This is a genomic window from Mesobacillus jeotgali, from assembly GCF_014856545.2.
Taxonomy (GTDB): Bacteria; Bacillota; Bacilli; order Bacillales; family Cytobacillaceae; genus Mesobacillus.
The window spans coordinates 2667927-2692729 of sequence record NZ_CP109811.1; the positions used below are offsets into that span (position 1 = coordinate 2667927).

Consider the following 24803-nt stretch of genomic DNA (forward strand, 5'->3'; position numbering starts at 1 on the left):
GGAAAGAGTATTAATTTAAGAATAATAGTTCAGCTTACAAAAAATTACTCCCCTTATTCCAGGAAAGATAACGTCCTGATTAAGGGGAGTTTAGTTTATAGTTCAGGCTTAGTCTGAGGTGACAATTTGCTGCTTCGCTTATATGCTTTCATTTCCTTGAAGCTGATAAATTGCTTTTTACGCTCATCCCATAAGCGGAATTTCAGTGATGTCAAGCTTGTAGAAAGTGTTATTGTCGGCACATTCTGCAAAGGCTTGGTATTCTTGTGGACTTCTTCAAGTTTATAATTTGGAACCCTCGGGCTTAAGTGGTGAACATGGTGGTAGCCGATGTTCCCAGTAATCCACTGTAGAACTTTAGGCAGCTGATAATACGAGCTTCCTTCGACCGCAGCCCTTACATATTCCCAATCCTTATCAGCTTCGAAATATGAATCTTCAAATGTATGCTGTACATAGAAAAGCCAGATGCCGAACATTCCTGCAATGAAGAAAATCGGACCTTCTACCATGATGAATGCTTTCCAGCCAATTGTCCAGATCAGAAGACCAGCAATTCCAAAAATCAACACATTCGTTAAATATGTGTTCAGGCGCTCTTTCATTCTTGCACCTTTCCTGTTGAAACGGTTCGTGATTAAAACAATATAAATCGGGCCCAATACGAACATTACAAATGGATTGCGGTACAATCTGTATGCAATCTTCTTCAACATCGGGGCAGCCATGTATTCATCAACTGTCAGTACCCATATGTCGCCTGTCCCACGCTTGTCCAAGTTGCTGCTTGTTGCGTGGTGGACAGAATGCTCATGCCCCCACTGGCTATAAGGGAACAAGGTCAAGACTCCAGTCAGCGTACCTACCACTTTATTGGCTGTACGGTTTTTGAAGAATGAGTGGTGAGTACAGTCATGGAAGATGATAAATATCCTGATCATGAAACCAGCGGCGAGAACGGCGATCCCAAGTGTCAGTAAATACGAAATTTCAAGGCTTTGATAGGCCAGAAACCATAATAACAAAAATGGAACGACCGTATTGATTATTTGGATGATACTATCTTTAGTGTTAGAGCTCTCATAAGGGGCGACCTGTTTTCTAAGTTCTTTTGCATTGTGAGTTGCCATCTTGTTAAAAATTCCCCTTTCGGATTTGTTAGTTAACCAAATTATAAATAAGGGAAATGATTCTGTGCAGTAGCAGGTGTCATATATGACACATGATAAATGTCATGTGCCAGTTAAACTCTCCCTCAAAACCTTGATATACCAAGGTTTATTTTTACGACCAGGTAATAATATTTGTTAATATTTTTTTAGTGACGATTAATTAACTTCCTAAATATGAGAGACTTTTTTATAAATTGTTAAAACCTCCTTCAATCATGCAGCATTTTTTCACCTGAAAAATTACCCGCCAATTTCAATTTTAAAACCATTAATTCACTGTGTTTCGCGACAATCACATCATCTTTTAGCACTTTATGGCCTAAATGAATATTCGTCCAACCACTCCAAGTTTGCGCCTTCATTATTTGCATTCTCTAAGAGCTCATTCAATACAGGAGGGTAAGGTTGCTTCCTCATATGCAGAGCAAGGTTCTTTAATAACAGGCTGTAATCCATTGACTCACATTGGACCATCCACCTTAGAACCGTTTCACTTTTCATTGTCACAAGCGGATAAACATTTTCAATCAGATTCAGGATCTTGAGTGTGTCTTCCTTCGTCATATGCATGCTCCTTTTCATGGAAAATCCACAGTATTAGATTTTTTCCATGATCCCAGAAAGATACATTGATTTATGTTCAAAATAATCTTTTACCTGTAAAATGGTAAAAAAGATAAAGAAGTGAGTGATATAAGTGAAGACTGCCATTGTGACAGGCTGTTCGAGCGGTTTTGGAGAACTGATTGCCATCGAATTGGCTAAAAAAGGGTATAACGTGATCGCCACGATGCGGAACCTCAAAAAACAAGACACTTTACTGAAACTTGGCGCTGTTGAAAGCGTGACAGATAAGATTACTGTTTTTCCATTGGATGTAACACAGCAACACTCTATCGAAGAATTAAAAGCTTTTGTGGAATCCCTTGTTTCTGTAGATTTATTAGTAAATAATGCTGGTTATGCACAGGGCGGCTTTTGCGAGGAATTGTCAGTGGAAGAGTATCGTAATCAATTCGAAACAAACTTTTTTGGCGTGATTGCTGTCACCCAGGCTATCCTCCCTTCCATGCGCAAGCAGAGATCAGGAAAGATCATAAATATGAGCAGCATAAGCGGGAGATTTGGATTCCCTGGATTGTCTGCCTACGCTGCATCGAAACATGCTCTTGAAGGATACAGTGAAAGCTTAAGGCTCGAGCTCAAGCCTTTTGGGATTGATGTCGTCCTTATCGAGCCGGGTTCCTACAGGACAAATATTTGGAAAAGTATCGAAAATGTTTCTATACCCATTAATTCGCCATATGAGTTGCTGAAGAATTCTATAATGGATAACTTAACAGCAGGGAAAGATTCTTATGGAGATCCACACGATGTTGCCCGGCTTGCAGCGATGATTGCTTCAAATGAAAGCCAACCAAACCTTAGATACCCTATTGGAAAAGGTGTCAGGACCATGATTCATTTAAAAAATTATCTCCCTTGGAAAACAATCGAAAGAATCGTATTGAAAAAATTAAAGTTATAGTGCATCCAGCGACTTTATTCATATTTTTAATGCTTGAACTCTTCATAAGGCGTGCTTAGATTTTATAAGCATCCTTATGAGGACCAAAGACGCCGCATAAGGGTATGATTCGATCCTAATTGTACCCTTATAGCGTCTGGTTACCCTGCATAAGGGTTCGATTCGACCCTAATTGTACCCTTATAGCGTCTGGTTGCCCTGCATAAGAATACGATTCAAGCCTAATTGTACCCTTATAACGTCTGGTTACCCTGCATAAGGGTTCGATTCAAGCCTAATTGTACCCTTATAACGTCTGGTTACCCTGCATAAGGGTTCGATTCAAGCCTAATTGTACCCTTATAGCCACCGGTTACCCTGCATAAGGAAACGATTTGATCCTAAAATCCCCATACAAGAACCAGCTCCGCTATTCCCCCACTTTCTGACTGCGCTCTTTTCATTGGAAAAGAGTTTTTTTCTGTTTTAATCCCAATACTGATGATCTGCGCATGAGCACAGAAAAAAATAAGGAATAACTTTAAATTGTGTAAGTAAAAATATTTACCTTCTGGAAAAAGGATTTTTTTACCACCAAGGAGAAATTTATTAAGTCTGGAAGGAGAATCGATATGAACAATGGATTTTGGACAATTAAAAAAGTATTTACGAAAGCATTTTACACTCTGGCCTTGATAGGAACATTTTTGCTCGGAATAGCCTTTATGCTTTCCTTCACTTCTATATTTAATTTTAATAGAAAGCCCGGTGAACATTTAGCGATATCTTTTGAAGGATTTCAGCTACGGCTGCAAACAATCTTCACTCAATTAATGGATTTCAGTTTTAAAAGTGTTTTAGATTTTGTCAAAAATCCAAATGTTTTGGATGGTTTTATAAATTCGTATAAGGTTCTTGGCCTGTCATTAGTTGCGATCATCTTGCTGGGAAGCATTATCGGGTTCATCGTGATCTTATTACCTATTAAGTTAAGGAGAAGAATTCATCAATTTCTGGATTACTTTGAAGGACTCCCTGATCTTTTGTTCATTTTCATCATAAATATGCTGAACATCTATTTGTTGAAGGAATTTAACTTTAAGATTTTTCCAATGTATGGATTTGGATCTTTACAGCCTGTCGCTTTTCCTGTCATAGTTACATCTTTTCTGCCTGCAGTTCTTTTTGGTTTATATTTAATCAAATGTATGGAAGAGGAAGAAGTTGCCCATTACGTCCAGTTAGGATATTCCAAAGGCTTATCCAGATTTTATTTATATTCTGTTTACATGCTGCGGAATATCCTGCCTGTTTTATCACTTAAATTCCGGGTCATCCTTTATATGCTGCTCTCCAACCTTATCCTTGTTGAACATATGTACCATTACAAAACTACACTTACAAACCAGATTCTTGACCAGGTATTCAGGGGAGAACATGTATTACCGCTAATCTATGCAATTATAATATTAATTCTCCCGGTAATCATTCTCGAGTTCCTTATCAACTTAATTGTTAAAGAAACTGTGATCAGGAAAAGAGGAGAATTCCAGTTATGAAATTTCAAACATATCGGAAAACCAAATTCAGTCTGGCGGTTTTACTGGCCTTATTGATCGCAAGCATATTCTATGATTATATCGGTCCGGAGGATTATCGTTCGATACTTGACCAGCTATATGATGAAAACGGAAATGTCCTGGAAAATCCGCCGTATCCTCCTAGTAAAGACTATATCCTGGGTACTGACCGTGATGCCCGGGATAATTTGCTGTTAATTCTGGATGGATTAAAATATACCATTGCTGCTGTGTTTATAGTTTCTCTAGCAAGAGTAACAGTTGGTGCCACGATGGGATTAATCATTGAAACCTGGACACCTGCCATTAAAGCCTTTGTTAAGGCATTTTTCCTGCCTTTTCATTACGTCCCTTTACTGCTGGTCGCTATCATATTGATGGATGCTGTCATATTTCCTTTTAACGAAATACCGGTTATGGTGAAAATTGAATACCAGTTGATTGTTTTATTCCTGCTTGGGTTTCCGGCTGTATTTTTCTTCACAACGGATTTAGTCAAGGAGATCAGCGCGAAATCGTATGTGACTAGTTCAGCTTTGTTAGGAGGAAGTAAATTTCATATTCTAAGAGTACAGATCCTGCCACATCTTAAACCGCATTTAATCCTTTTGTTTGTCCAGCAGGTATTACAAACCCTGCAAATATTAATGGGTTTGGCCATATTCCGGCTTTTTCTAGGTGGACGCCATGAGGAAAAAATATATAATACGTCTTATCCAAAGTCCATTACCAATGAACTTGCAGGTCTCACAGGACAAAACTTCTGGACACTCAAAAATGCTCCATGGGTCGCCTTCAGTTCATTGGGATTGCTGCTAATCATTTTCATCCTTGTAATTGTGATTAAAAATGAAATAATCGCCAATATGGAAAGGCACACTGAACAATCAGGCATATCCTTTCCCAAAACTAAACACCAAGATATCAAAGCAGAGGATGATCATATTACTCCGGCAAATTTCATCCCAATCAAACAAAAGGTGCTCGATCGATAGATCAGGCACCTTTTAATCCTAGTTTGACATCGCTTTACTATTAAAAATGTTACTAATCGGGTTAAGCAGCATTGCGCCAATCCCCTGAATGATGGTTTTAACGATTACCTGGCCTAAAATCGCAGCGGGAACTGCTTCCCACGGAAGGAAGTCTGCTCCAATCGGGCTTAAACCAATGATGACGAAGATGACTGAATCAAGCAGTCCCCCAACCAAACCGCTGTAGAATACTCTCCAACTCATTGGGAGCTTAAGTCTTGTGTAAATTTCAGTATCAGTTGTCTCAGCAATAGCAAAGCTCAATGCTGAAGCAAAAACGATCGTAAGTGTATCTCCAAGAATATAAGAAACGATAGCTGACAATACGAGTGCCAATCCGATGAACATATAAGTTTTCGCTCGGCCGTACTTATTCTGCACAAGGTCACGGAAAATGAAGGTGGCCCCTATGAGCAATGTCCCCATCGGAACAATGAACATGCCGAATTGAAGCGGTGCAAGCGCCGCCGTAATCACATTGGCAGTAACAATTGAAATTAAATATAAAAAGATTCTCATGATTTTACCTCCTGGAAGTCTAAACCCCTCTTTTATTTCCCCAAACATAGACATGAAGCTGCGGAAGGACTCTTACACTGTTCATTTCCATGTCACACATGACCTTACTAATCAGCCATTCATACTTATCGACCAACGATGACATTAAGTTTACCTGATCTTCTGTTGTAATGTCGTCATTCCCTACCTGTAAAAAGAACGCTAAGTCCGGATAACGCTGATGTACTAGTTTGGCAAATTCATAGTCAACTGCATCAAAAACAACTATTTTAAGGCTGGCGTTTTTTATAGAGCCATTCTCCTTCAGAGAATCTACAATTTGATCCAGAACTTCAAAATCTGTTTCCATTCCTGAACTCGGCGGTTTTGGGGACAGGGTCAGTGCGTCAATTTTCAAAAACCAATCCTGCCATTTGCTGCCCTGTGTCTCCAAGCAAACGCTGACGTTGTTTTCCTTTAATAGTTCAACCAGTCCAGATAGATTCTTAATGAGAGCAGGATTTCCGCCTGAAATAGTGACATATGAAAAGCCATCTCCACCCAATGCTTTCAATTCACTCCAGACTTCATCAGCATCCATTTGCCTGACCAAGTCCTTTCCAGATCCATCCCATGTAAAGGATGAGTCACACCAGGCACAGGAATAGTCACACCCAGCTGTACGAACGAACATGGTCTTTTGTCCGATGACCATACCCTCTCCCTGAATTGTCGGCCCGAAAACTTCCATCACGGGTATCTTAGTCAAACTCCATCCACTCCCTTCTCGCTTCAGCATAGCTAGTAGGAGTTTCATAGAGTTTCACAAACTCGACCCTTGCATCTTGGTATAAATGCTGTCTATTTGCCAGGGCTTCTGTCATTTTTTCATAAATCCAAACCACCATGTTTTCAGCAGTTGTATTCATCGGCGGCAAAGTTTCATTCAAATATCTATGGTCTAGATATATTTCTATTTCTGATTTCCAAATCTCTTTTATGTCTCCAAAATCAATCATTAATCCGCGGTCATCGACAAAACCACTAAGGCCGAATATGACTTTATAAGTATGGCCGTGGAGATTTTTACATTTCCCCTCATATTCATGAAGATGATGCGCGGCATCAAAAGTGAATTCCTTACTGACGAGCACACGTTTAGAATGGTATTTTAATTGTTCTCTATGGATATCTTTATCTATTTTCTGAAGCTGGTCGACGATCCTGAATTCATACATCAAGAAACAACTCCTTCCAGGTAATCATCCAGCCCGTTTTTCCGCAACTTGCAGGCAGGGCAAATCCCACACCCATCTGCAATGATTCCGTTATAGCAAGTCAAAGTCCTTTTACGGATAAATTCAAAGGCGTCCAGTTCATCAGCAAGCTTCCATGTCTGTGCCTTGTTCAGCCACATTAATGGTGTATGGATGACAAAGTCCTGATTCATCGAAAGGTTAAGTGTTACATTCAATGACTTAATGAATACATCGCGGCAATCAGGATAGCCGCTGAAGTCGGTTTCGCATACACCGGTTACGACGTGCTTCGCGTTCACTTGACTGGCAAGCACACATGCAAAGGATAAGAACAATAAATTTCTCCCTGGCACAAAGGTTGTTGGCAGTTCTCCTTCTTCTCCATCCTTTACCTCGATATCACTCCTGGTAAGTGCATTAGGCGCCAGTTGGTTGAGCAGGCTCATATTGAGAACATGGTGTTTAATCCCAAGTTCATTTGTGATGTCTTTTGCGCATTGTATTTCTGTGCGGTGGCGCTGATTATAATCGAAAGTGACTGCTTCCACTTCTTTGAATTCCTTCATGGCCCAGAACAGGCAAGTCGTACTATCCTGTCCTCCGCTGAACACGACAACGGCTTTTTCATTTTTCATTAGAGAATACTCCTTTACAACAGAAAAAACAGTACCACTAAGACAGCAGTACTGTTTTCCCTTAGTTTTTTTGAGAGGGTAGCTAGAACCTCTTCCGCCAAAACGGAATATGTAATTTTAACTTACTCATTTTATCACATATTTTATAAAAAGAAAGCTTATATTATTCCATCACTTTTTTGATTTCACCAGATTTTGATGCCTGAACCTTAGTCCAGAACATATTTAGTCCCAAACCGACGTTAACTACAGCTTATTTTAAGATATTTTAAATGGTCAAGTTCCCCAACAGGGCATCTTGCTCATTCGAAAATATTTTCAATGAATAAAATGATTACAAGCACTTATTGTTTTCATACTAATAAAGGAGGATACAGATGGATATTGAAGCTTATTTTTCAAGAAGCCGTGATTTTTTCGAACGGCACACTCACGAATTCCAAGATTGCGATTATCCGGAATGCCAATGTCATGATTCAGCTTTTTCCTGTGGCTCATCTGCAGATTTCCCATCATTGGATGAGGAGCTGGAATCAAGCTCGCATCATGGATATTGCCATAGCTACAAAGATGATTGTATCCCGGTTATTTTTGACCGTCGTTATAATTTCGCCGATCGCGAGTTGTGCAGCAGGCATTTCAGCGTCCGCTTGGGCGGGTTGCGGAACAAAATGGCAGCTATACTGAGAAGGTATATCGGCTGCAAAGTGATCATTGGAGTTGATTGTGACAAGGGTAAAAAAATCCACGGCAGGATTTCCTTTGTTGGAACAGATTTCGTTGAGCTAGTCATCTATAAAACAGGCAATGGCAGTAAAAAACACTGTAAGAAGAAATATAGAATGATTCCATTTGACAATATCAATTGGTTTGAGATGGATGAAGGAAACAACGCCTGAGCAATGCTCAGGCGCTTCTATTTGTAAGTCAATTTCAGATAGCAGAAAGATGTTAAAGCTATTTCTTTAACCTGCCCATTTTCACTGACTAGATTAACGTTTCCGTTTTCTAGCCCTGCCAATAACCCAATTACCTTTTCAGAGTCTGTATAAATTGTTACTTTTTCATCTGAATATGTTTTAAGGTACATTGATAACTTAATCCTGAAAAAGATCTGGATCAGCTCTGGGTCATGAGCTACTGTTTCCCCAAAACTAAAGGTAAGATCTCTCCGGAAACATGGATCGATATCTAGTAAAGGCGTTTGGGGTCCAGGTGGGTGGTACGGCTTTTTAGATAAAACCAGACAAATTTTATTGAACGGGATAATGAATGTCTTTCTATTCTTCTGGAGTTGGACAAAATCACTGCCTACTAATTGTACAAATCCTTCCAGGAAATTTTTGCCCAACTTCTTTTTCTTTTTATACCTATGCTTGCGCTTCTTCTTGGAAAGCCGTTTCTTTTTGTAACGCTTTTTCCTCTCTGTTTTCTTGTTTATTACCTCCTCAATTGGGTCTGTTGGACTAGCTTCTGTATTGCTCTCATCATGATTCGAGCAGTTTAACTTAATCTTCACCATTTGCCCTGCCAGGCCATCAAATAATATCCTCCGGCCAAGTTCAGACTGCTCATTTGATAGACCGAGATCCAATAGCATGCGATTGGCTCCATCAATTTTTTCCTCTAGTTCATGCAACCGGCCTTCAGGCATACAAGATGTCGGAGAAGGGATTTTTGGAGTTTCGATGCGATCGGGACAACCGTCCGGGAAGCAAAAATCGTCTTCCGGATTTTTTGCTGAGGAGGAACTGCTTTCCGTCATCTCAAGGCTTGAAGACTCTTCAAGTGGAATTTCAATTTTATGCCTTTTCTTCATTGTCCCACTCCCCTTCAACTTCCTCAAGGCGCGGCAGGTTTTCCTGCGAACCCTTATGAACCCGGAAGATTCCCCACATCCCCAATTCTATGTCCCAGCGGATATTGCCGGATCGGTACAAGTAATCCCCTGGGTAGTTGAATACTCCTCCTGCTCCTCCAATCAAGCGCAAATCATCAGTATGACCCGTAACCATATGGCCTAAAAATGACTGAATCCGCGAATCAAGATCCTTGCTGTCAAATTTCCAATAATGTCCATGCAGGTGGAATGTATGAGCTCTTCGCCTTTCCGCAGGAGTCGTAATCCGAATCACCACAGGTTCACCAGGATAAGCCTCGAATAAAGGTGTAGCTGGGTCTCCAAAAATTTCTGATGAGAAAAGCTCGTGCAGTACCGGATGTTCCTTATAACGATTGATTAATCTTTCGCTCCGGTAGTTAAAACCCCTTGAACCATAATCGTACGTATCGACTTCTTCGAGCTCTTCAGTATCAGGTACGACCCCATCCATCGGGTCAATAATCACTTTTCCATCTTTGTCCTCCAGCCTTACACCATCATGTAAAATGAGGACAAATTCTCTTGTTGCAGGAAGCAAGGGGTGCCGAAGAATCACATTTTCCCTTGTAATGGCTTTTTCCAGGCTGTATGGATCCAGGTAAGTTGTAAACCTGGATTCGGCAACGAATGCACCGAAGGTACCAAATGACCGGTGATTTCTCAGATCGGCCATGTCCCACATCGAACACATGCCGAACTGGCCATCAACAAACCATCTATAAGTAATTGTTTCCCCCGGACCTACTGTCTGGTCAGGGTTATAACCAACTGTATCTCCACTTGATGTTTTAACGTCATAATTCAACAGACTGGTATGAAGAGATATCCTTAATGACGGTGGATAAAAAGATTGTTCTTTTACAGGCGGGTAAGGATGGATTCCATCTTGAAATGGAAAGAGCTCTTTCTTCAGTTCACTTGTCAGGGTGACTTCTACAAGATCCCCGACATTAGCCCTTAAGATTAGTGGCACCGGATTCTTATTGCCAGAGAGAATGTCTTCTACATCTTCCTTTAAAGCGAAAATAATACCATATGGGTCATGATCGCCATATGAGTTATATTGGATTGGTGTCTGGAAGGCGACTACCTCAAACTTCTTGACAGGTGAGCCATGGTAAGCCCCTGGCGGCAGACTGGCAAGAGGATTTGCTTTTTCAGGCGGTTTGCCCGTTGGCTTTGGAGTTTCAGCGGATCCTTCCGGCAGAGCTTCTCGGTCAGCCAAGACAATTAAGTCATCCATTTTTTCCTTATACGCTCGGATCAATCCCCATGTTCCAAGCCAAACATCTTCCTCATCCTCAAAGGCCCAAAGATAATCACCGAATGCATGGATCTCAGTCTCAAAGGTAAACGACTCAGAAATTCCGATATGCTGCTGAGCTTTCATGGATGATCCCAAATCCGGGCGCTCTTCTTTCCACCTAAGCCCATGGATATTGAAACTGTGGGATTCCTCATGCGCTCCCTGCAATAGCCTAATCCTTATTGGATCTCCTTCGTAGGCTTTGAGTATCGGTGTTACAGGGTCACCATGCACATAGGAACTGAAGGAATAGGCAGGATCACAATCCTCGCCAAGCCTGAACTTCAAAGGTTCACATTTATAATTGACTCCAAAAACACCTGGATCGTCCTCCGATCCTGGATACCTTGGCGGCTGGATTGGGCGGCCGTTTTTATCGAATAAAAGGGCAAAGTCATGGACGAAAAGTGTCTGGTCACGATAATCCGGGATTAATGGGTGTTCCACTGAAATCTGGGTACCATGGTCTACCTCGTTACCAGTTCTCGAATCAAGAAATTTTGAAAACCTCGGCTGTATCACGCCTGCACCGAAAACTCCATGCTGCTGGTGAGAGTTTGCAAATAGATGGTCATGGAAGAAAAACGCTTTTAATTCGGTTTCCGCATACCACTCATAGCGAATGGTCTGGCCAGGAAGAACCGCACTATCATAATTCCATCCAACATTTCCTCCATCACAGGCTAGGACATCAAATTTTACAAAGTGAATGTGAAAACCATTTTCATATGTCCTGGTCACCAGCTGGAATGCATCACCATCGAGAATATGGGGCATGCGATTTGTATAGTTCATCCTTATACATGTGCCAGCAGGAACGTGGAAGACTAGCGGCTCAGGCTCTTTTTTTCCAGAAAGGATATCATCCAGATCTTCGTCCATCACATAAAATCTTGCCTTCGGATCATGCCAGCCCTGTTTGTTATAAACGACAGGCATTTCAATAGCAGATACGTTGAATTCGACTACCACTGGGTCTTGGTCTAGGCACGGGTCAACGAAAACGGCTCCGGGCCGGGGATTTGGAATCGCTGCATTCCGTTCCAGCTCAGTCATCTCCCGCCCTCCGACAATGCCTAGTGGCGGCCTGGGTGCTTTATAGCCCACCTTTCCTGGTATGAAATTAGGGAATCCAGGTTTTACAGCAGTAGGCTTTGGTGGTGCCTTACGGTCTGGCAACGGCTTGAGAGCATCAATTCTAACACCATTTGGGTAACATTGGCTTCCATCCTGCAGAGTATCAAAAACTCTGTTGATTCCCCACATTCCTATGCCAAAGTGCGGATACAGATGGCAATGTATAATGGAATCTCCAATGGCACCATGCAGGCTTCCGAGTCCATAGAGCGGCTGAATCGAATAGTGGGTTTGAGGGCTAATAGATTGGGCATCGAGTATTTCAGCATTGATATTGCTGGAATCTCCCAGCCATTGATGGACATGGTAGTGGAAAACATGTGTTTCTTTTACGCCGCCATGAATCAGCCTGATGACCGCCGGGTCCCCCACATACCCCCTTAGTATCGGAGTGGCAGGATCACCAAACACCCATGAGTCATGGTGGACTTCTTCTGCATCACAATCCGGACATACTACTCCCGCCTCTATCAGTCTTTTACGGTTTGTCATAGGTTCATAGCGAAGATTCACTCCATGGAAAGATTCTGCTTCCTGGTTCGTCATGGGGTTGAAAGGCCGGTTCCCCGTTAGATCCTTAATTTCCATTTCATCATTGAAGAACCAGGCGTACTCCCTGAACGATGGCAGAAAAGGATGATGTATGTCAGCATACACACCGCTATTGATTGGCCCTCCCGTAACAGGATCAGTCCAGCTAGAGCCCCTTTTTTGGACAAGCAGCGCCCCGAATAACCCTTGGACACTTGATCCTTGTTCGGTGCTTGAAACATTGCCCAGATCGGTGAAGAAATGGATACCTTCCTGACTGACATTTAGCCTGTAAAGAATTTCTCCGCCAGGTTCTACCGTTGTATCCGGGTTATATCCGACATCCGCTCCATCGGAGGTCAGCACGCTGTAATCCGCTTCCTGGAAGTGCATTCCTGCTGAGAAAGGAAGCTGGTTTTCAAAAAGTATTTCAACTATATCCCCCTCGTTTGCGCGAATAGCCAGCGGTTGAACAAGATCAATTGGCTTATAAGGATTCTTTCGCACGAGGTCTTTAAGCTTTGACTCATTTTCCTTTAAAACATAGATTCTGCCATTAGGATTGTGGTCCCCGAATGTATTAACTACCATTCTCGTTGAAATTCCGACAACATGATATTTTCGTAACATGGATTTCCCCCTTTCATGGGAATCTAATAGTCTTCGAGCTTCGGTATTTTTGGTGCTCCAGGCCTTTCAATATAGAAAACTTCAATATTATGAATGTGAATATACCATTCACGGTTTTCTAATTGAGCAAAGTGTGTGGTTTCAACATCGATTTTAACCGTATCGCCGATCAATTCCTTGATAATGCCAACGAACATATATGGATAGGATGGAGAAATCACAAGCGTTTTGTGGCCAATTCCATTTCTGAAGTGTACCAAAATGGCTGAGTCATGGATTTCATTTACATCTGTCACCTTTGAGTAATCTGTAGACATAAGAAACAACACCTCCATTACTTGTATTTTTAAACTAATGGAATTCTCATCGAACAATCGAAGTCTGATGTGAAATGGGCAATTTTTTCAAAAGGAATGGATAACGGGACTGGGAACTTATGAAAAGGTGCATTCAAGATTTTGATAGTTACAGGAGAAAGTGTTAAATGTCCAGGTTCAACTTCAGCTACCTTTCCGCAAAAAATCGGCCTGAAGGTTTGCCCTAATAAATTTAGTTGTGATGATTCCGTAATAATCAGGATTTGTTTGCCCATTTGCTTGTTAAAAAAATCAAATAATGGGTCATTGACAGTACCGATACTAGAAGCAGCCGATAATGATTTTAATGGCGATTCATGCATGTTTTGTCACCCTTTCTCTTAAATAGAACTTCTGCAATTTATGTCTTACCGTAAAATGCTCTTAATCATGTTCTTCCCCATCAATAGGATCTGGGTAAAAAGGCGTGCAGAACGAATCAGAGTTACACCTGTGAGGGCAATTTCCCTTTCTGAGCCAAAAGATTGTAATACGAGACTATCCTCAGTAACCGAAATGATCTTTCCCATTACTATTTCATCAGGTAAAAGCACCTTAACCCATCCTCCTTTCCATCTATCAAGGTTTCCTTTTAGTGACTCTTCGAAAAATTGCTGAATCAAAACATCTCGATTGGCAACTGTCTCACCAAAATTCGTAGTCAGTTTGCGTTTTAAGTCATTATCATAGATGAAATTTTGATGGGCATTTTCATATGTCGGTACCCCAGATGGAGAATTTGCTGATAATATCGTTTTATACGGGATCCAAATCCGATCCTTTAAGTTCGTCAGTATGACAAAATCTCTTCCGATGGTATTCACCTTACCGGAAATTTCCTGTGTGTTATCTTGATGGTCAATATAGACTATTACTTCCTGATTCCGCTTCATTTTAAAAAACTTCTTTAATATCAATGGTTTTTTAAATTCAGGAACAGCATTCGCCAGTGTGTGAAGATTCTTTTGTTCCAGGTATTCGGCAATGATTTTATTCTCTTCAAGTGGTGTTGCACTTGGTGGAGAAGTGATTTGATTCCCGACTTCGTGAATAGGATCAACCTGCCTGACTTCATTCTTTCTCTCCTCTAACAAATTTTTCAAATAATCCGAATGACGCATACCTGTTCTCAACGAAATGCCCCCTTTCAATGAAAAGCGCAAGTGCCTAGGTCAGCCCCGTCAAGCGATGGAGGGCCTGACAGTGAAGTCGTTCTTTGACTTCATTGGCAGGACTGAAATCGAAATGTGTAGCCGATTGCCCAGAAACGCAGAAACTGGAGACTCCGACAAAGAAGCGCTTTTTGCTTCTGCCGCTGAGTTGAAGTTTCGGAGTTTCTAGGAGGCGAAACGTCTCGAGGAGTTAGGAGCTGGAGCTAGACACTAATTTAAGTGTAAAAAGTTTATACCTTCATATAAAATGACCGAATTTTCCCATTATCATATGAGGCAAATATCATAAACGTCATTGTAATTGACAAAAAATTCAAACACCACAATTTTAATTGTGAATACATTGAACATTAGAGGTGATATGTCATGCCGGAATGGATTGTGGTTTTTTACCCAATTAATTTCTTGTCCGCATACGTTCTATATATCTATCTATACAATCGAAGAAAACAAATCGGTTTTCACTTAGGAATGAATATAACCATGGTGGCTGCTGGAGGTTTGGCTCTCGGGACAGGGATTATTTTTATCAACATCTATCCTTTTTACTTTTTGGAAGCGACCTTGTTTTCAGTAATCATAGGCGGTATTTCAGGAATCTTGTTTGGCAACCTCTTTGACTACCAAACTTTATTGTCTGGTTATATAACTGGGCTAATGATGGGAATCATGGCGCCTATGGTTGGAGCTTCCGTGTATGAAGGTGTAATGTTCCTATTCATGATCGAGATTTTCATCCTCAGCTCTTTTTGCATAGCGGCCTCCTCGGCCTATAAAACCTGATTCCGTAATCTGGAGGGGGTGTCTTATGCAGATATTATTAATCTCCATAACTGTCATCAATTTTTTGATTGGAGCCTGGCTATATTTTGTACTTCGCAAATCGAGATTTCTTTTTAGTGACAGGTTTGGTTATACAGCCTCTTATGTTGCCAGCAGCACACTGGGACTGGTTGCTTCACTAAATTTCATACTGCTTTTCCCTAACCACTTCCAAATTGTTGGGGTGCTTAACATTTTACTTGGTATCACGATGGGTTTTTTATATGGCTCAATGTTGAATGCACAATCATTGATTGCAGGGATTTATAACGGCGGCATAAGCGCAATAATGGGAACGATGCTTGGTTTGGTGGTAAAAAAACCAGCCATTTGCGGTCTTCCTGGCACCATTGCTTCCGAACAAGAAATGATCATCTTCTTTGCCCTTTTCAGTCTGTGTATCCAGGGGATATCTGCAATATTGCTTTTTTTTTCTTTCAAAGCATAAATAGATAATTTAATGTTAACGAACTTAATCTCACCTTAACGGAAGCATTTCTCTATTTATTTGTACATTAATGCTCTCAAAGTGGCCCTTAGCTCAATGGAAACCGCAGTAAAGGACAAAAGCAGCCTCATTCAGGCTGCTTTTGTCTACTTTATTGAAAAGCCGTCAAATAACCTTCCACCGAAGGGTTCTAAGATCTGTTCGGCCAATTGTGCAACCATATTTTTATTACCTGTACTGTAATAATGGGAAAAAGCTTCTACAAATTGTTTAGTGAATACGGGATCATAGTTATTTAATTCTCTCACAACCCATTTTGATTTGCCGACCCACCGCTTGTTTACTCTTAACACAAATTCATGGAGCTGTTCAGCCAGCGTGCCTGCAATGAAGATTTCCTCTGCCTTGTTGTCAGACCCAATGAAATCATCAAGCGTATCTGTAATGAAGTATCGTTTTAACTCGATTTCTTGCTTAGTCCACTTCTCTGGTCCCAGCTCGATGATCCTTTTTGCTTCAACAATTATTTCAGGGAGAAAATCGCTTTCCCTAATGATCATTCCTTCTGAAACCATTCTCGGCAAGCTTGGTCTTGCCCTTTTTATATCACTTTCAAAGAAAAGCTTATAGGACTGTAAATTATGGACGAAAACTTCAATCGGCCACCCATAAGCTATTAATGACTCCCTGCGGGGTGATTCAATATCCCTATCAAATATTACAATATCCAAATCAGAGGTAACAGTTGCTTCTCCCCTGGTCACACTACCGGCCAGCAGTGCAGCGTCACAGTTCGGGAAGCGCTCCTTCACAAACTTTTGCGCTGTTTCAAGTGCTGATAATCTATTATGAATGTTCAAGTGCAAAATCCTCCATTAACTATTTATAAGATTATTATTAGTGACAACACAAAATTTGTCGACAATATTGCGAATGTTTTATAAGACAACTTCAGTGGTATCCTACAGTATAAAAGCAGTTGAATCAGGAGGAAATACTTATGTCATTGTCTTTAAATAAATTGTTTATACCTGCAGGATTGGCAGTTTTGCTCATTAGTGGCTGCAACAGCGATGAGGCTGAGCAAGGCGTGAAAGAGCTAGAAGAGGAAACAAAGAACGCTGCCCAGGAAACCGAGGAAAAATCAAAAGAGGTTGTGGATAAGGTAAAAGAAGAAGCTCCGGGAATTATCCAGAACATGAAGGACACATATAAAGAAAGCGAACAAGAAGTTAAAGACAATACACTTCAGGCTGGAGATAAGGCAACTGTACAAAAAGATGCCTACCTTGCACTTACACCGGAAGCATATGATGAACTCTATCAATTGATTGAAATTAATGATGTAGAAGGTGTTGATAAGATCGTACAGGATAATAAAGTGAAAGAAATCAAGAAAGGCAGTGAAGCTGAAATCTTGGAAAGAGAGATTAGACGAACTAAAGTAAAAATGACAGATTCTGGTGAAGAAGGCTACCTTCCCACTACCATGCTTGAACCGGTCCAATAACCAGCTTAAGACCCTGAATTATGTTCAGGGTCTTATTTTGGTGCTATTATTTTCCCGTAAAAGTATCAGGCATCACAACAGCGATTACTTCCCCTTTAGCACAAAGAGTTTCCCCAGCATACACTTCTGTTTCCACTCGATATTTCTTTGGATGAATTTCATGTACGGTTCCTATTGCTTTTAAGGATGTTCCTTGAGGAGTCGGCTTCATGAAATCGACATGCAAGGATGCTGTGACAAATCTTGGCGGTTCTGCTCCGTCACCTGGTTCATATCCATTTTTACGATGCAGGTAGAGTGCAGCTGAACCTGTACCATGACAATCCACAAAAGAGCCAATCACGCCTCCATAGACAAACCCAGGGAGTGCCATATGTTCTTTTTTGGGATTGTAGATGGATATTGTCTTGTCACCATCCCAGCCTGTCCGAAAATGATGTCCCTGCTCGTTCATCCTCCCGCACCCATAACACCATGCAAAATCCTCCGGGTATTCATCCTGGATGGCTTTCAACACTTTTTCTTCCATTGTGTTTCCCCCTTGTCAATCTGAATCTATAATACTTTCTCGATTGTTGTTTGAATTCCTTTAAAAAATTCGAATTCCTTTCTGGATGTATACAATGAAAGTATTTGTGCAACATAGTTTTGTTCAAAACATTGAAATGATAAGATTGATGTAAATTATTTTAGGGGTGATGGAATGAAGTATAGACGCTTAGGCAATACAAACCTTGATATATCAGTAATAGGAATCGGAACCTGGCAATACGGCGGTGAATGGGGAAAGGATTTCAGACAATATGAGGTTGATGCGATTCTGGATAAAGCAAACGAAAAAGGAATCAACTTCCTCGATACAGCCGAATGCTATGGGGACCATTTTTCCGAGTGCCTTATTGGAGATTACCTTAACCGGAACAAACGCGAGGACTGGATTGTGGCAACAAAATTCGGCCATCATTTCCATGGTAATTTTGAAAGGACACGTCACTGGAGTGCAAATGAGGTATTGAAACAGCTCGATGCCTCACTAAAAGCTCTAAATACAGATTACATAGATTTATATCAGGCCCATTCATGTACGGATGAAGAATTCAACAATGACGAATTGTGGACAATGCTAGATAAGCAAGTGGAAAAAGGAAAAGTCCGCAGCCTCGGAATCTCGCTGCGATCCAATGAAGAAAGTTATCAAACAGATCATGCAACTGACGTAAACGCAGGTGCCATACAGGTTGTATACAATCGCCTTGACAGGAAGCCAGAAGAACACATCTTCCCTTCCAGCCAAAATCAAAATCTCGGGGTACTAGCCAGGGTTCCGCTGGCTAGTGGATATTTAAGCGGTAAATACAAACCAGGTGCGAACTTCAGCGCTGACGATGTTCGCTCAAAACATGACAGTGAAGAAACTTCGCGACTACTCAAGCAGGTGGAAGAGATCCAACAAAACGAAGTACCGGATGGTGTTCCAATGGCAACGTGGGCATTATCCTGGGTCTTGAAACATCCTGCAGTAACTGCTGTCATTCCAGGTTGCAAGACACCAGAACAAGTGGAACTCAATGCAAAAGCAGCACAGCTGGCCGAGGATAACCATCCTCAGAGTATAAAATAATCCCATTTTTGCCCCGGTAATATTCCGGGGCATTTAAATTGAACGATTAAATATCAATTATACAATCTATAAACTAAAAACCTCTCATTAGGGTTATTTTCCGGCAGTTTCATTTCACTCACCAGTTCAAACGGTGTCTGATTCTCCAAATAAAATATATAATCTTCAGATGGATAATATAGAATCAGGTCAATTTCCCTTTGATGTCTTTCAAAAGAAATCATAATGTTCTTTATTACTCTCATTAAGATTTGAACCGTAAAAGGGTTAAAGAAATAGAACTTGTTTTCATTAGGTGAAATATCATATTCCTCTGCCAACACGCAATAAAAGTTGATCCTATCTTCTCTGTTTGAATAATTCTTCAAGTAACTTTGTTTATTTTCTAGAGCTTCCATGTAGAACGTTTCATTCATTTCAACTCCGACTACATTGGTGTTGAAATGGTGGTTAAGAAAAAAATTCATTCTCCCTTTTCCACATCCAAAGTCGACTATATGATCATGATTGCTTATATTGTATTTATTGAAAAATAACTCAAGCGCACTGTATGGAGTGGGCTCATAGCGATGGTAATGCAATGAAGTCATGAACCCTCTTTGTTCACCAGTTGTTTTGATATTCAGCCATTTATCAAATTGTTGTTCATTCATAATGATCGTACTCCATTCATTAACACTTCAAAAAAAATTAAAGCTAAGATGTTTTGGGACTCCTTGTATAACTCCTATTTACCAGCAAAGTCATGAGCCTGTTTTAAAGATCTTTGTTTTTCCGAAGTCTTACCTCTACCATTTTTTCATAAAAGCTATCTTCCAAATCTATGTCAAAATAATTATAGAATTTCAAGAGATATGCAAGGCAGTCAGCAAGTTCCTTGCCTATATCCTGTTTGATTCTCTCTTTAGCGATGGCGAACGCCTCTTCTTCATCCATCCCTTCTTGTACGTTGCTCTGTGTAAGATTAAAAGCCCTCCTCAATTCCTCTGCCACTTCAGCTACTTCTGTTGTCAAAAGTAAGTAATTGTTCAAAAGTGATTCCCTGCTCTTGGCATAGTTATCGGAATTGATTTCCCAGCCCATCTCTTTCTGATAATCCCGTGCATAGGATTGTAACTCTTTCATTTCCCCACCTCTTTAGGTAAAATTACCATGTTGTGCTATCTGCATACATAAGATTATTTTACCTTATAAAATTCAACATAACTATTATTCGAGGGGATCGCAGCTAAGAATGTTTTCTAAAAAAATGAACAGAAATAGAGCAGTGGTAACAGGCGGCAGCATTGCAGGCAAGCTGGCTGCAAGAGTACTTTCTGAGTTTTTCAAGGAAGTAATAGTAATAGAAAAAGACCATAAAAATGATTCTATTATTAATAGAAATGGAGTGCCTCAGGGTGAACAGGGACATGTCTTGCTGAAAAGCGGCGAAGAGATCATCGAGGAGCTGTTCCCAGGAATCCTTCAGGAATTATCTCTTCATGGGGCAAAAAAAACAGACTTCGCAGGAGACCTCCTCTGGTCGCATCACGGTACACAAAAGATCCGGTTTGCTTCCAACGTAATCATAAGCCAGCAAAGCAGACCTTTACTTGAGTGGCAGATTCAGCAGAGGCTGGAAAAAATTCCGAATGTCTATTTCCGATTTGGCTGCAGAGTGCAAAATCTTTTATTCGATAACGATGAGATTAACCGTATTATCTTCAAAGAGGCAGACGGATCTGTTACGGAACTCTTAGCAGATTTAGTAATCGATGCATCAGGCGCTGCCGCACTCCATAACCAATGGCTAAGGGAATCAGGACACGGTATACCACCCAAAACAGAAGTCAAAGTAAATTTATTTTATGCCAGCATGGTATATAAGGAACTCTCTCATTCATCAATGGATTGGCATAGTCTGCTCGCATATCCCAATCCACCAGAAATTGATCGTGGAGGCATGATTTCTCCCATTGAAGGTAATCGTATGTTAGTTACCCTGATTGGCTACGGTTCGAAGGAAGTTCCTAAAGATCTAGACAGTTTTAAGGAATATGCAGAGAAACTTGAACAACCTGAATTTTATAAAGCAATTGAGAATGCATTACCACTCTCCGAGGAAATACAAGTCTACCGGTTTCCTGCCCTGCGCCGGTATCACTTTGAAAAACTGAAAGACACCCCATCTGGATTGCTGGTAATTGGAGATGCTTTTTGCCGGATTGATCCTGTTTTTGCACAGGGGATGAGCCTTGCTGCAATGGAAGCTAAGGCATTAAGAGACCTATTAAGGAAGAGATTAAACAAGAAACAGTTAACAAATAGTTATTATAATAATGTCAGCAGGATTATTGATATTCCCTGGCTAATAGCCTTAACCGAGGACTTTCGTTTTCGCACCACGAGCGGAAGGAAACTAATAGTTCTTCCCATTTTGCAATGGTACGTAAAGAAAGTCGTGGCGGCTTGCTCACATGATGAAAGTGTTTACTCCCAGTTCATTCAGGTCCTTCATCTAAAAGCGCATCCATTGAGCCTAGCCCGTCCAGGTATTCTTGCTAAAGTACTTAAAACTTCCGTATTGACCAAAAGTCAAACCCAAAACAACTAATGTTCGGGGTCTTTTTATATGTCCCTAATACGTTTAATCACTCTCCCGGCAGATACTTGAAGAATTTCCCAAGCTAAAATTGCCCTTTTAAGTCATAATGTATGTTAGGCTCTAGATAGTGGAAACTTAATTTGGGCTATTCGACTTTTCTTAGTCACCCCCTTTTTGAAAGGAGTGCAAGAAATGGAGAAAATCAATGTTTTCCTGGATGATTATCGTAAACCGCCAGAAGGTTATGTTTTGGCAGAAACTATCGATGAATGTCTTTTCTTTCTATATAATTATGATATTGACCATCTTTCACTGGATCATGATCTCACCAGCCATGTAAGAAATGGCTTAATGCTTGTCGAAATAATGATTAATAAACAACTCTATGCCAACCGAATCACGATTCACTCTGCAAATTCTACTGGCGGCAAGGCTATGTATAATTCTTTAAAACAAGCGCAGTCTGACTACCTTATGCCTCAGTCTGTTAATATTTATTTACGTCCTCTGCCCTTACGTCCTTTTACTTCACGAATGTTATCAATTTATAATAAATAAATTGCCCATCTGGATAATTTGGCTTTAAATCACGGGAATCTGGAGTAGATGAGGAAGAGTTCATTTACCGCAATCCAGCGCCTTTTTTACAGCTCCATATGCATGTATTAAAGTGGTGTCAAACAGTGGAATTGCTGTATCCTCTTGCTTTATCAATAGACCGATTTCTGTACAGCCCAGAATGATTCCTTCTGCTCCTTCTGCAGAAAGGCCTTCAATCACCCTTTTAAAGTAGTCCTTTGAAGAAGGCAGAATTGTTCCGAGACATAATTCATGGAAAATTGTTTTATTAATTAGATCTCGATCATTTTCGTCCGGGATCAGCACCTCAATATTTTCTGATGTTATTCTTGATTTATAGAAATCTTGCTCCATCGTATACTTGGTCCCAAGCAAGCCGACTTTTTTAATTCCGAGCTTTTTGATTTGTGCTGCAGTCTCATCTGCTATATGAAGAATTGGCAGGCTTGTCTTCTGGGATATTTGGTCAATCACTTTATGCATCGTATTGGTGCAAATCACGATGAAGTCCGCTCCTGCCTTCTCCAGTGAATAAGCCGCTAGGCCTAATATCACCCCCGCGTCATCCCACCTGCCTTCTGACTGGCATCTTTCTACCTCATCAAAATCAACACTGAAGAGAATAATTTTGGCAGAATGCAATCCTCCAAGCTGCCGCTTTACTTCCTCATTGACCATCCGGTAATACTCAGCCGAGGATTCCCAGCTCATACCGCCAATCATTCCAATTGTCTTCATATTGACCTCTCCTTTTAATTTTATTTTCCCTTATGCTAATAGTTCCATGAACATATGAAAAAGCCTTTATAGATATAATGTTTTTTTAAAGAGACAGAAAAACAAAAGACTGTAAACAAACTCCAATCTGAAGAGTTTGTTTACAGTCTAAAGGGATTTTCGTTTTATGTCTAAAATTAAAATCTGCCTTTATACCAGTCTCTGGCAGCCTCAACCTCACTTAATGTCAATTGATGCCCGCTATTCTCCCAATGCATTTCTACACTGGCATTAGCGGCAGACAAGATTGTACTCAATTCCTCTGACTCCTGAGCGGGACAAATTGGATCATTTTTGCCTGCAGCTAAGAATACCTCAGTTCCAGACAATTCAGGCAGCTCAATCCCTCTCCTGGGCACCATAGGGTGATGGAGGATTGCTCCTTTAAGGGCATTCTTATAATGGAAAAGCAGACTGGCAGCAATATTGGCACCATTTGAGTATCCTACCGCTATTATGTGATCGCGGCTAAAACCGTATTTTTCCGATGCTTCATCCAAGAATTCATGCAATTCCTGCGTGCGGAAGATTAAGTCCTCTTCATCAAAGACACCCTCAGCAAGCCTCCTGAAAAAACGCGGCATCCCATTTTCCAGGATATTTCCTCGAACACTCAACACAGATGCTTCCGGGTCAATCATATTCGCCAAAGGGAGCAGATCATTTTCATTACCACCTGTTCCATGCAGCAATAATAAAGTTGGTTTGGATGTATTACTTCCTTTTTTATAAATATGTTTCATATCAACTCTCCTAACATTTTAAAAAGCTATATATCTAACTCTTTTACTTCAATTGGGTCCAAAGATTTTTCCAGCTCTGTACGATGTTTCTCATACTGTTGCGGGAGCATGAGCCTTTCACCCATCCTATCATGAGGTTCATCAATGGCAAAGCCCGGAGGGTCAGTGGCTATTTCGAAAAGGATTTCGCCGTGCTCCCTAAAATAGATCGCATTGAAATAATTCCTGTCCTGGACCGGTGTCACTCTATAACCATGGGTCTCTAGATGCTCTTTCCAAGCAAGCTGATCTTTATCGTCAGCAGCTCTCCAGGCAATATGGTGTACTGTCCCGATTCCCATCAATCCTCGGACACCCGTACTTGATCTTAAATCAATGATATTCCCAAGTTCTCCTGTAGATTTAAACCTGATGAATTCCCCTTCTTCAACCACCCGTTCAAAGCCCATTATACTCTCCAGCAAAACTGCTGTCGCCTGTGGTTTTGAAGAAAACAATACTGCACCGCCAAATCCCTTAATCGCTTTATTTCTTGATACTCCGTTAAACTCCCAGGAATTCACGTGTCCGGCATCGCGTTCTACAAGCTCCAGCTTAAGGCCGTGCGGATCCTCAAATCGCAAGTATTGTTCACCAAGACGGTCCATTTTTACCCAATCAATACCGAAGGCCGTCAACCTGTTTTCCCAGAAACTAAAGGATCCTTCTGGTATTACATAGGTCGTGATCCCAACCTGGCCATCACCGATTCTCCCTTTATATGAACCTGACCATGGGAAGAAAGTAATGATAGTGCCAGGTGTTCCGTCCTCATTTCCAAAATACAAATGATAGGTCTCAGGGTCATCAAAATTCACTGTTTTCTTCACTAACCGCAGGCCCAGAACACCTGCGTAAAAATCAACATTTTCTTGTGGATTCCCTACGATTGCCGAAATATGATGTATACCAGCTGTGTTTTTCTTCATCCTGTTGTGCACCTGCCTTCTGTATAATCCACTAATCCTTATAAAGATATAT

The 24803-nt window shown here is 40.8% G+C and carries 29 protein-coding genes and 1 riboswitch; of the genes, 11 read left to right on the forward strand and 18 right to left on the reverse strand.

Features of this window, described 5'->3' with window-relative positions; genetic code table 11:
• Nucleotides 1–95: 95 nt before the first annotated feature.
• Together FOF60_RS13555 and FOF60_RS13560 are read right to left on the reverse strand one after the other, a co-directional pair.
• A complete protein-coding gene (locus FOF60_RS13555; RefSeq protein ID WP_192471575.1) occupies nt 96–1130 on the reverse strand; it encodes a Delta(5) desaturase DesA in 1035 nt (344 codons plus the stop codon).
• 354 nt (nt 1131–1484) lie between these two features.
• Complete coding sequence (locus FOF60_RS13560) at nt 1485–1736, reverse strand: replicative helicase loader/inhibitor (protein WP_192471576.1); 252 nt, start codon at nt 1734–1736, stop codon at nt 1485–1487.
• Nucleotides 1737–1869: 133 nt separating this feature from the next.
• Here FOF60_RS13560 and FOF60_RS13565 point away from each other — a divergent pair, with 133 nt between their 5' ends.
• From FOF60_RS13565 to FOF60_RS13575, 3 genes are all read left to right on the forward strand, one after another.
• On the forward strand, nt 1870–2700 hold the full coding sequence (locus FOF60_RS13565) for an SDR family oxidoreductase (RefSeq protein WP_192471577.1): 831 nt from the start codon (nt 1870–1872) through the stop codon (nt 2698–2700).
• Nucleotides 2701–3311: 611 nt separating this feature from the next.
• Complete coding sequence (locus tag FOF60_RS13570; RefSeq protein ID WP_192471578.1) at nt 3312–4238, forward strand: ABC transporter permease subunit; 927 nt, start codon at nt 3312–3314, stop codon at nt 4236–4238.
• A complete protein-coding gene (locus tag FOF60_RS13575; protein ID WP_192471579.1) occupies nt 4235–5254 on the forward strand; it encodes a hypothetical protein in 1020 nt (339 codons plus the stop codon). Before FOF60_RS13570 ends, FOF60_RS13575 begins: the two co-directional genes overlap by 4 nt.
• 18 nt (nt 5255–5272) lie before the next feature.
• Here the strand turns inward: FOF60_RS13575 and FOF60_RS13580 are convergent, their stop codons facing one another.
• The 4 genes from FOF60_RS13580 to queC are packed head-to-tail and all read right to left on the reverse strand — an operon-like array spanning nt 5273 to nt 7685.
• On the reverse strand, nt 5273–5812 hold the full coding sequence (locus FOF60_RS13580; RefSeq protein ID WP_192471580.1) for a VUT family protein: 540 nt from the start codon (nt 5810–5812) through the stop codon (nt 5273–5275).
• 19 nt (nt 5813–5831) lie between these two features.
• Nucleotides 5832–6560, reverse strand: a complete 729-nt coding sequence (gene queE, locus FOF60_RS13585) for a 7-carboxy-7-deazaguanine synthase QueE (protein ID WP_192471581.1) — start codon at nt 6558–6560, stop codon at nt 5832–5834.
• Nucleotides 6553–7029: a 6-carboxytetrahydropterin synthase QueD gene (gene queD / locus FOF60_RS13590; protein WP_192471582.1), complete on the reverse strand. Its 477-nt coding sequence runs from the start codon at nt 7027–7029 to the stop codon at nt 6553–6555. Before queD ends, queE begins: the two co-directional genes overlap by 8 nt.
• Nucleotides 7029–7685 (reverse strand): 7-cyano-7-deazaguanine synthase QueC, encoded by a 657-nt coding sequence (queC, locus tag FOF60_RS13595; RefSeq protein WP_192471583.1) that lies wholly within the window; start codon nt 7683–7685, stop codon nt 7029–7031. Before queC ends, queD begins: the two co-directional genes overlap by 1 nt.
• Nucleotides 7686–7740: 55 nt before the next feature.
• A riboswitch (PreQ1 riboswitch) is annotated at nt 7741–7783 on the reverse strand.
• Between the two features lie 279 nt (nt 7784–8062).
• Here queC and FOF60_RS13600 point away from each other — a divergent pair.
• Nucleotides 8063–8584, forward strand: coding sequence for a hypothetical protein (locus tag FOF60_RS13600; protein ID WP_192471584.1), 522 nt, complete (start codon nt 8063–8065; stop codon nt 8582–8584).
• Between the two features lie 17 nt (nt 8585–8601).
• On the opposite strand, the gene FOF60_RS13605 is transcribed toward FOF60_RS13600, so the two are convergent.
• From FOF60_RS13605 to FOF60_RS13625, 5 genes are read right to left on the reverse strand one after another with little or no spacing between them, the layout of a single operon-like run.
• Nucleotides 8602–9504, reverse strand: coding sequence for a hypothetical protein (locus tag FOF60_RS13605; RefSeq protein ID WP_192471585.1), 903 nt, complete (start codon nt 9502–9504; stop codon nt 8602–8604).
• Complete coding sequence (locus FOF60_RS13610) at nt 9488–13171, reverse strand: multicopper oxidase domain-containing protein (protein ID WP_192471586.1); 3684 nt, start codon at nt 13169–13171, stop codon at nt 9488–9490. The genes FOF60_RS13605 and FOF60_RS13610 overlap by 17 nt, the downstream gene beginning before the upstream one ends.
• 23 nt (nt 13172–13194) lie before the next feature.
• Complete coding sequence (locus tag FOF60_RS13615) at nt 13195–13488, reverse strand: hypothetical protein (protein WP_192471587.1); 294 nt, start codon at nt 13486–13488, stop codon at nt 13195–13197.
• Between the two features lie 29 nt (nt 13489–13517).
• Nucleotides 13518–13850 carry a hypothetical protein gene (locus FOF60_RS13620; protein ID WP_225650093.1) on the reverse strand — a complete coding sequence of 111 codons (333 nt, stop codon included), beginning with the start codon at nt 13848–13850 and terminating at the stop codon, nt 13518–13520.
• Nucleotides 13851–13895: 45 nt separating this feature from the next.
• Entirely contained in the window at nt 13896–14660 is a 765-nt protein-coding gene (locus tag FOF60_RS13625; protein WP_192471588.1) for a hypothetical protein, read from the reverse strand.
• Between the two features lie 70 nt (nt 14661–14730).
• On the opposite strand from FOF60_RS13625, the gene FOF60_RS13630 reads away from it, so the two are divergent.
• The 3 genes from FOF60_RS13630 to FOF60_RS13640 all read left to right on the forward strand — a co-directional run bounded on the left by FOF60_RS13630 (nt 14731) and on the right by FOF60_RS13640 (nt 15969).
• Complete coding sequence (locus FOF60_RS13630; protein ID WP_251617254.1) at nt 14731–14868, forward strand: hypothetical protein; 138 nt, start codon at nt 14731–14733, stop codon at nt 14866–14868.
• 197 nt (nt 14869–15065) lie between these two features.
• Nucleotides 15066–15482 carry a hypothetical protein gene (locus FOF60_RS13635; RefSeq protein ID WP_192471590.1) on the forward strand — a complete coding sequence of 139 codons (417 nt, stop codon included), beginning with the start codon at nt 15066–15068 and terminating at the stop codon, nt 15480–15482.
• Nucleotides 15483–15507: 25 nt separating this feature from the next.
• The gene (locus FOF60_RS13640; RefSeq protein ID WP_192471591.1) at nt 15508–15969 is read left to right on the forward strand and encodes a hypothetical protein; all 462 of its coding nucleotides are present in this window, start codon (nt 15508–15510) and stop codon (nt 15967–15969) included.
• 146 nt (nt 15970–16115) lie between these two features.
• Here the strand turns inward: FOF60_RS13640 and FOF60_RS13645 are convergent, their stop codons facing one another.
• Nucleotides 16116–16829, reverse strand: a complete 714-nt coding sequence (locus FOF60_RS13645; protein ID WP_225650094.1) for a nucleotidyltransferase domain-containing protein — start codon at nt 16827–16829, stop codon at nt 16116–16118.
• A gap of 140 nt (nt 16830–16969) precedes the next feature.
• Here FOF60_RS13645 and FOF60_RS13650 point away from each other — a divergent pair, with 140 nt between their 5' ends.
• Nucleotides 16970–17479 carry a hypothetical protein gene (locus FOF60_RS13650; protein WP_192471592.1) on the forward strand — a complete coding sequence of 170 codons (510 nt, stop codon included), beginning with the start codon at nt 16970–16972 and terminating at the stop codon, nt 17477–17479.
• Between the two features lie 46 nt (nt 17480–17525).
• On the opposite strand, the gene FOF60_RS13655 is transcribed toward FOF60_RS13650, so the two are convergent.
• Nucleotides 17526–18008: a PaaI family thioesterase gene (locus FOF60_RS13655; protein WP_192471593.1), complete on the reverse strand. Its 483-nt coding sequence runs from the start codon at nt 18006–18008 to the stop codon at nt 17526–17528.
• A 174-nt stretch (nt 18009–18182) separates the two neighbouring features.
• On the opposite strand from FOF60_RS13655, the gene FOF60_RS13660 reads away from it, so the two are divergent.
• Entirely contained in the window at nt 18183–19100 is a 918-nt protein-coding gene (locus FOF60_RS13660) for an aldo/keto reductase (protein WP_192471594.1), read from the forward strand.
• A 53-nt stretch (nt 19101–19153) separates the two neighbouring features.
• On the opposite strand, the gene FOF60_RS13665 is transcribed toward FOF60_RS13660, so the two are convergent.
• Nucleotides 19154–19753, reverse strand: coding sequence for a class I SAM-dependent methyltransferase (locus tag FOF60_RS13665; protein ID WP_192471595.1), 600 nt, complete (start codon nt 19751–19753; stop codon nt 19154–19156).
• 103 nt (nt 19754–19856) lie between these two features.
• Complete coding sequence (locus FOF60_RS13670) at nt 19857–20225, reverse strand: MazG nucleotide pyrophosphohydrolase domain-containing protein (protein WP_192471596.1); 369 nt, start codon at nt 20223–20225, stop codon at nt 19857–19859.
• A gap of 109 nt (nt 20226–20334) precedes the next feature.
• On the opposite strand from FOF60_RS13670, the gene FOF60_RS13675 reads away from it, so the two are divergent.
• The gene (locus FOF60_RS13675; protein WP_192471597.1) at nt 20335–21693 is read left to right on the forward strand and encodes an FAD-dependent oxidoreductase; all 1359 of its coding nucleotides are present in this window, start codon (nt 20335–20337) and stop codon (nt 21691–21693) included.
• Nucleotides 21694–21876: 183 nt separating this feature from the next.
• Nucleotides 21877–22242, forward strand: coding sequence for a cyclic-phosphate processing receiver domain-containing protein (locus tag FOF60_RS13680; RefSeq protein WP_192471598.1), 366 nt, complete (start codon nt 21877–21879; stop codon nt 22240–22242).
• 60 nt (nt 22243–22302) lie between these two features.
• Here FOF60_RS13680 and FOF60_RS13685 read toward each other — a convergent pair whose 3' ends face one another.
• The 3 genes from FOF60_RS13685 to FOF60_RS13695 form a co-directional block, all read right to left on the reverse strand.
• Entirely contained in the window at nt 22303–23001 is a 699-nt protein-coding gene (locus tag FOF60_RS13685) for an aspartate/glutamate racemase family protein (protein ID WP_192471599.1), read from the reverse strand.
• Between the two features lie 176 nt (nt 23002–23177).
• Complete coding sequence (locus FOF60_RS13690; protein ID WP_192471600.1) at nt 23178–23783, reverse strand: alpha/beta hydrolase; 606 nt, start codon at nt 23781–23783, stop codon at nt 23178–23180.
• A gap of 26 nt (nt 23784–23809) precedes the next feature.
• Nucleotides 23810–24751: a ring-cleaving dioxygenase gene (locus tag FOF60_RS13695; protein ID WP_192471601.1), complete on the reverse strand. Its 942-nt coding sequence runs from the start codon at nt 24749–24751 to the stop codon at nt 23810–23812.
• Nucleotides 24752–24803 lie beyond the last annotated feature (52 nt).

Excerpts from the sequence above, each read along its gene's own strand:
- FOF60_RS13555 (WP_192471575.1), bottom strand. The coding sequence starts at position 1,130 with ATGGCAACTCACAATGCAAAAGAACTTAGAAAACAGGTCGCCCCTTAT.
- FOF60_RS13560 (WP_192471576.1), bottom strand. The coding sequence starts at position 1,736 with ATGACGAAGGAAGACACACTCAAGATCCTGAATCTGATTGAAAATGTT.
- FOF60_RS13570 (WP_192471578.1), top strand. The coding sequence starts at position 3,312 with ATGAACAATGGATTTTGGACAATTAAAAAAGTATTTACGAAAGCATTT.
- FOF60_RS13575 (WP_192471579.1), top strand. The coding sequence starts at position 4,235 with ATGAAATTTCAAACATATCGGAAAACCAAATTCAGTCTGGCGGTTTTA.
- FOF60_RS13580 (WP_192471580.1), bottom strand. The coding sequence starts at position 5,812 with ATGAGAATCTTTTTATATTTAATTTCAATTGTTACTGCCAATGTGATT.
- queD (WP_192471582.1), bottom strand. The coding sequence starts at position 7,029 with ATGTATGAATTCAGGATCGTCGACCAGCTTCAGAAAATAGATAAAGAT.
- queC (WP_192471583.1), bottom strand. The coding sequence starts at position 7,685 with ATGAAAAATGAAAAAGCCGTTGTCGTGTTCAGCGGAGGACAGGATAGT.
- FOF60_RS13600 (WP_192471584.1), top strand. The coding sequence starts at position 8,063 with ATGGATATTGAAGCTTATTTTTCAAGAAGCCGTGATTTTTTCGAACGG.
- FOF60_RS13605 (WP_192471585.1), bottom strand. The coding sequence starts at position 9,504 with ATGAAGAAAAGGCATAAAATTGAAATTCCACTTGAAGAGTCTTCAAGC.
- FOF60_RS13610 (WP_192471586.1), bottom strand. The coding sequence starts at position 13,171 with ATGTTACGAAAATATCATGTTGTCGGAATTTCAACGAGAATGGTAGTT.
- FOF60_RS13615 (WP_192471587.1), bottom strand. The coding sequence starts at position 13,488 with ATGTCTACAGATTACTCAAAGGTGACAGATGTAAATGAAATCCATGAC.
- FOF60_RS13620 (WP_225650093.1), bottom strand. The coding sequence starts at position 13,850 with ATGCATGAATCGCCATTAAAATCATTATCGGCTGCTTCTAGTATCGGT.
- FOF60_RS13635 (WP_192471590.1), top strand. The coding sequence starts at position 15,066 with ATGCCGGAATGGATTGTGGTTTTTTACCCAATTAATTTCTTGTCCGCA.
- FOF60_RS13640 (WP_192471591.1), top strand. The coding sequence starts at position 15,508 with ATGCAGATATTATTAATCTCCATAACTGTCATCAATTTTTTGATTGGA.
- FOF60_RS13650 (WP_192471592.1), top strand. The coding sequence starts at position 16,970 with ATGTCATTGTCTTTAAATAAATTGTTTATACCTGCAGGATTGGCAGTT.
- FOF60_RS13655 (WP_192471593.1), bottom strand. The coding sequence starts at position 18,008 with ATGGAAGAAAAAGTGTTGAAAGCCATCCAGGATGAATACCCGGAGGAT.
- FOF60_RS13660 (WP_192471594.1), top strand. The coding sequence starts at position 18,183 with ATGAAGTATAGACGCTTAGGCAATACAAACCTTGATATATCAGTAATA.
- FOF60_RS13665 (WP_192471595.1), bottom strand. The coding sequence starts at position 19,753 with ATGAATGAACAACAATTTGATAAATGGCTGAATATCAAAACAACTGGT.
- FOF60_RS13670 (WP_192471596.1), bottom strand. The coding sequence starts at position 20,225 with ATGAAAGAGTTACAATCCTATGCACGGGATTATCAGAAAGAGATGGGC.
- FOF60_RS13675 (WP_192471597.1), top strand. The coding sequence starts at position 20,335 with ATGTTTTCTAAAAAAATGAACAGAAATAGAGCAGTGGTAACAGGCGGC.
- FOF60_RS13680 (WP_192471598.1), top strand. The coding sequence starts at position 21,877 with ATGGAGAAAATCAATGTTTTCCTGGATGATTATCGTAAACCGCCAGAA.
- FOF60_RS13685 (WP_192471599.1), bottom strand. The coding sequence starts at position 23,001 with ATGAAGACAATTGGAATGATTGGCGGTATGAGCTGGGAATCCTCGGCT.
- FOF60_RS13690 (WP_192471600.1), bottom strand. The coding sequence starts at position 23,783 with ATGAAACATATTTATAAAAAAGGAAGTAATACATCCAAACCAACTTTA.
- FOF60_RS13695 (WP_192471601.1), bottom strand. The coding sequence starts at position 24,751 with ATGAAGAAAAACACAGCTGGTATACATCATATTTCGGCAATCGTAGGG.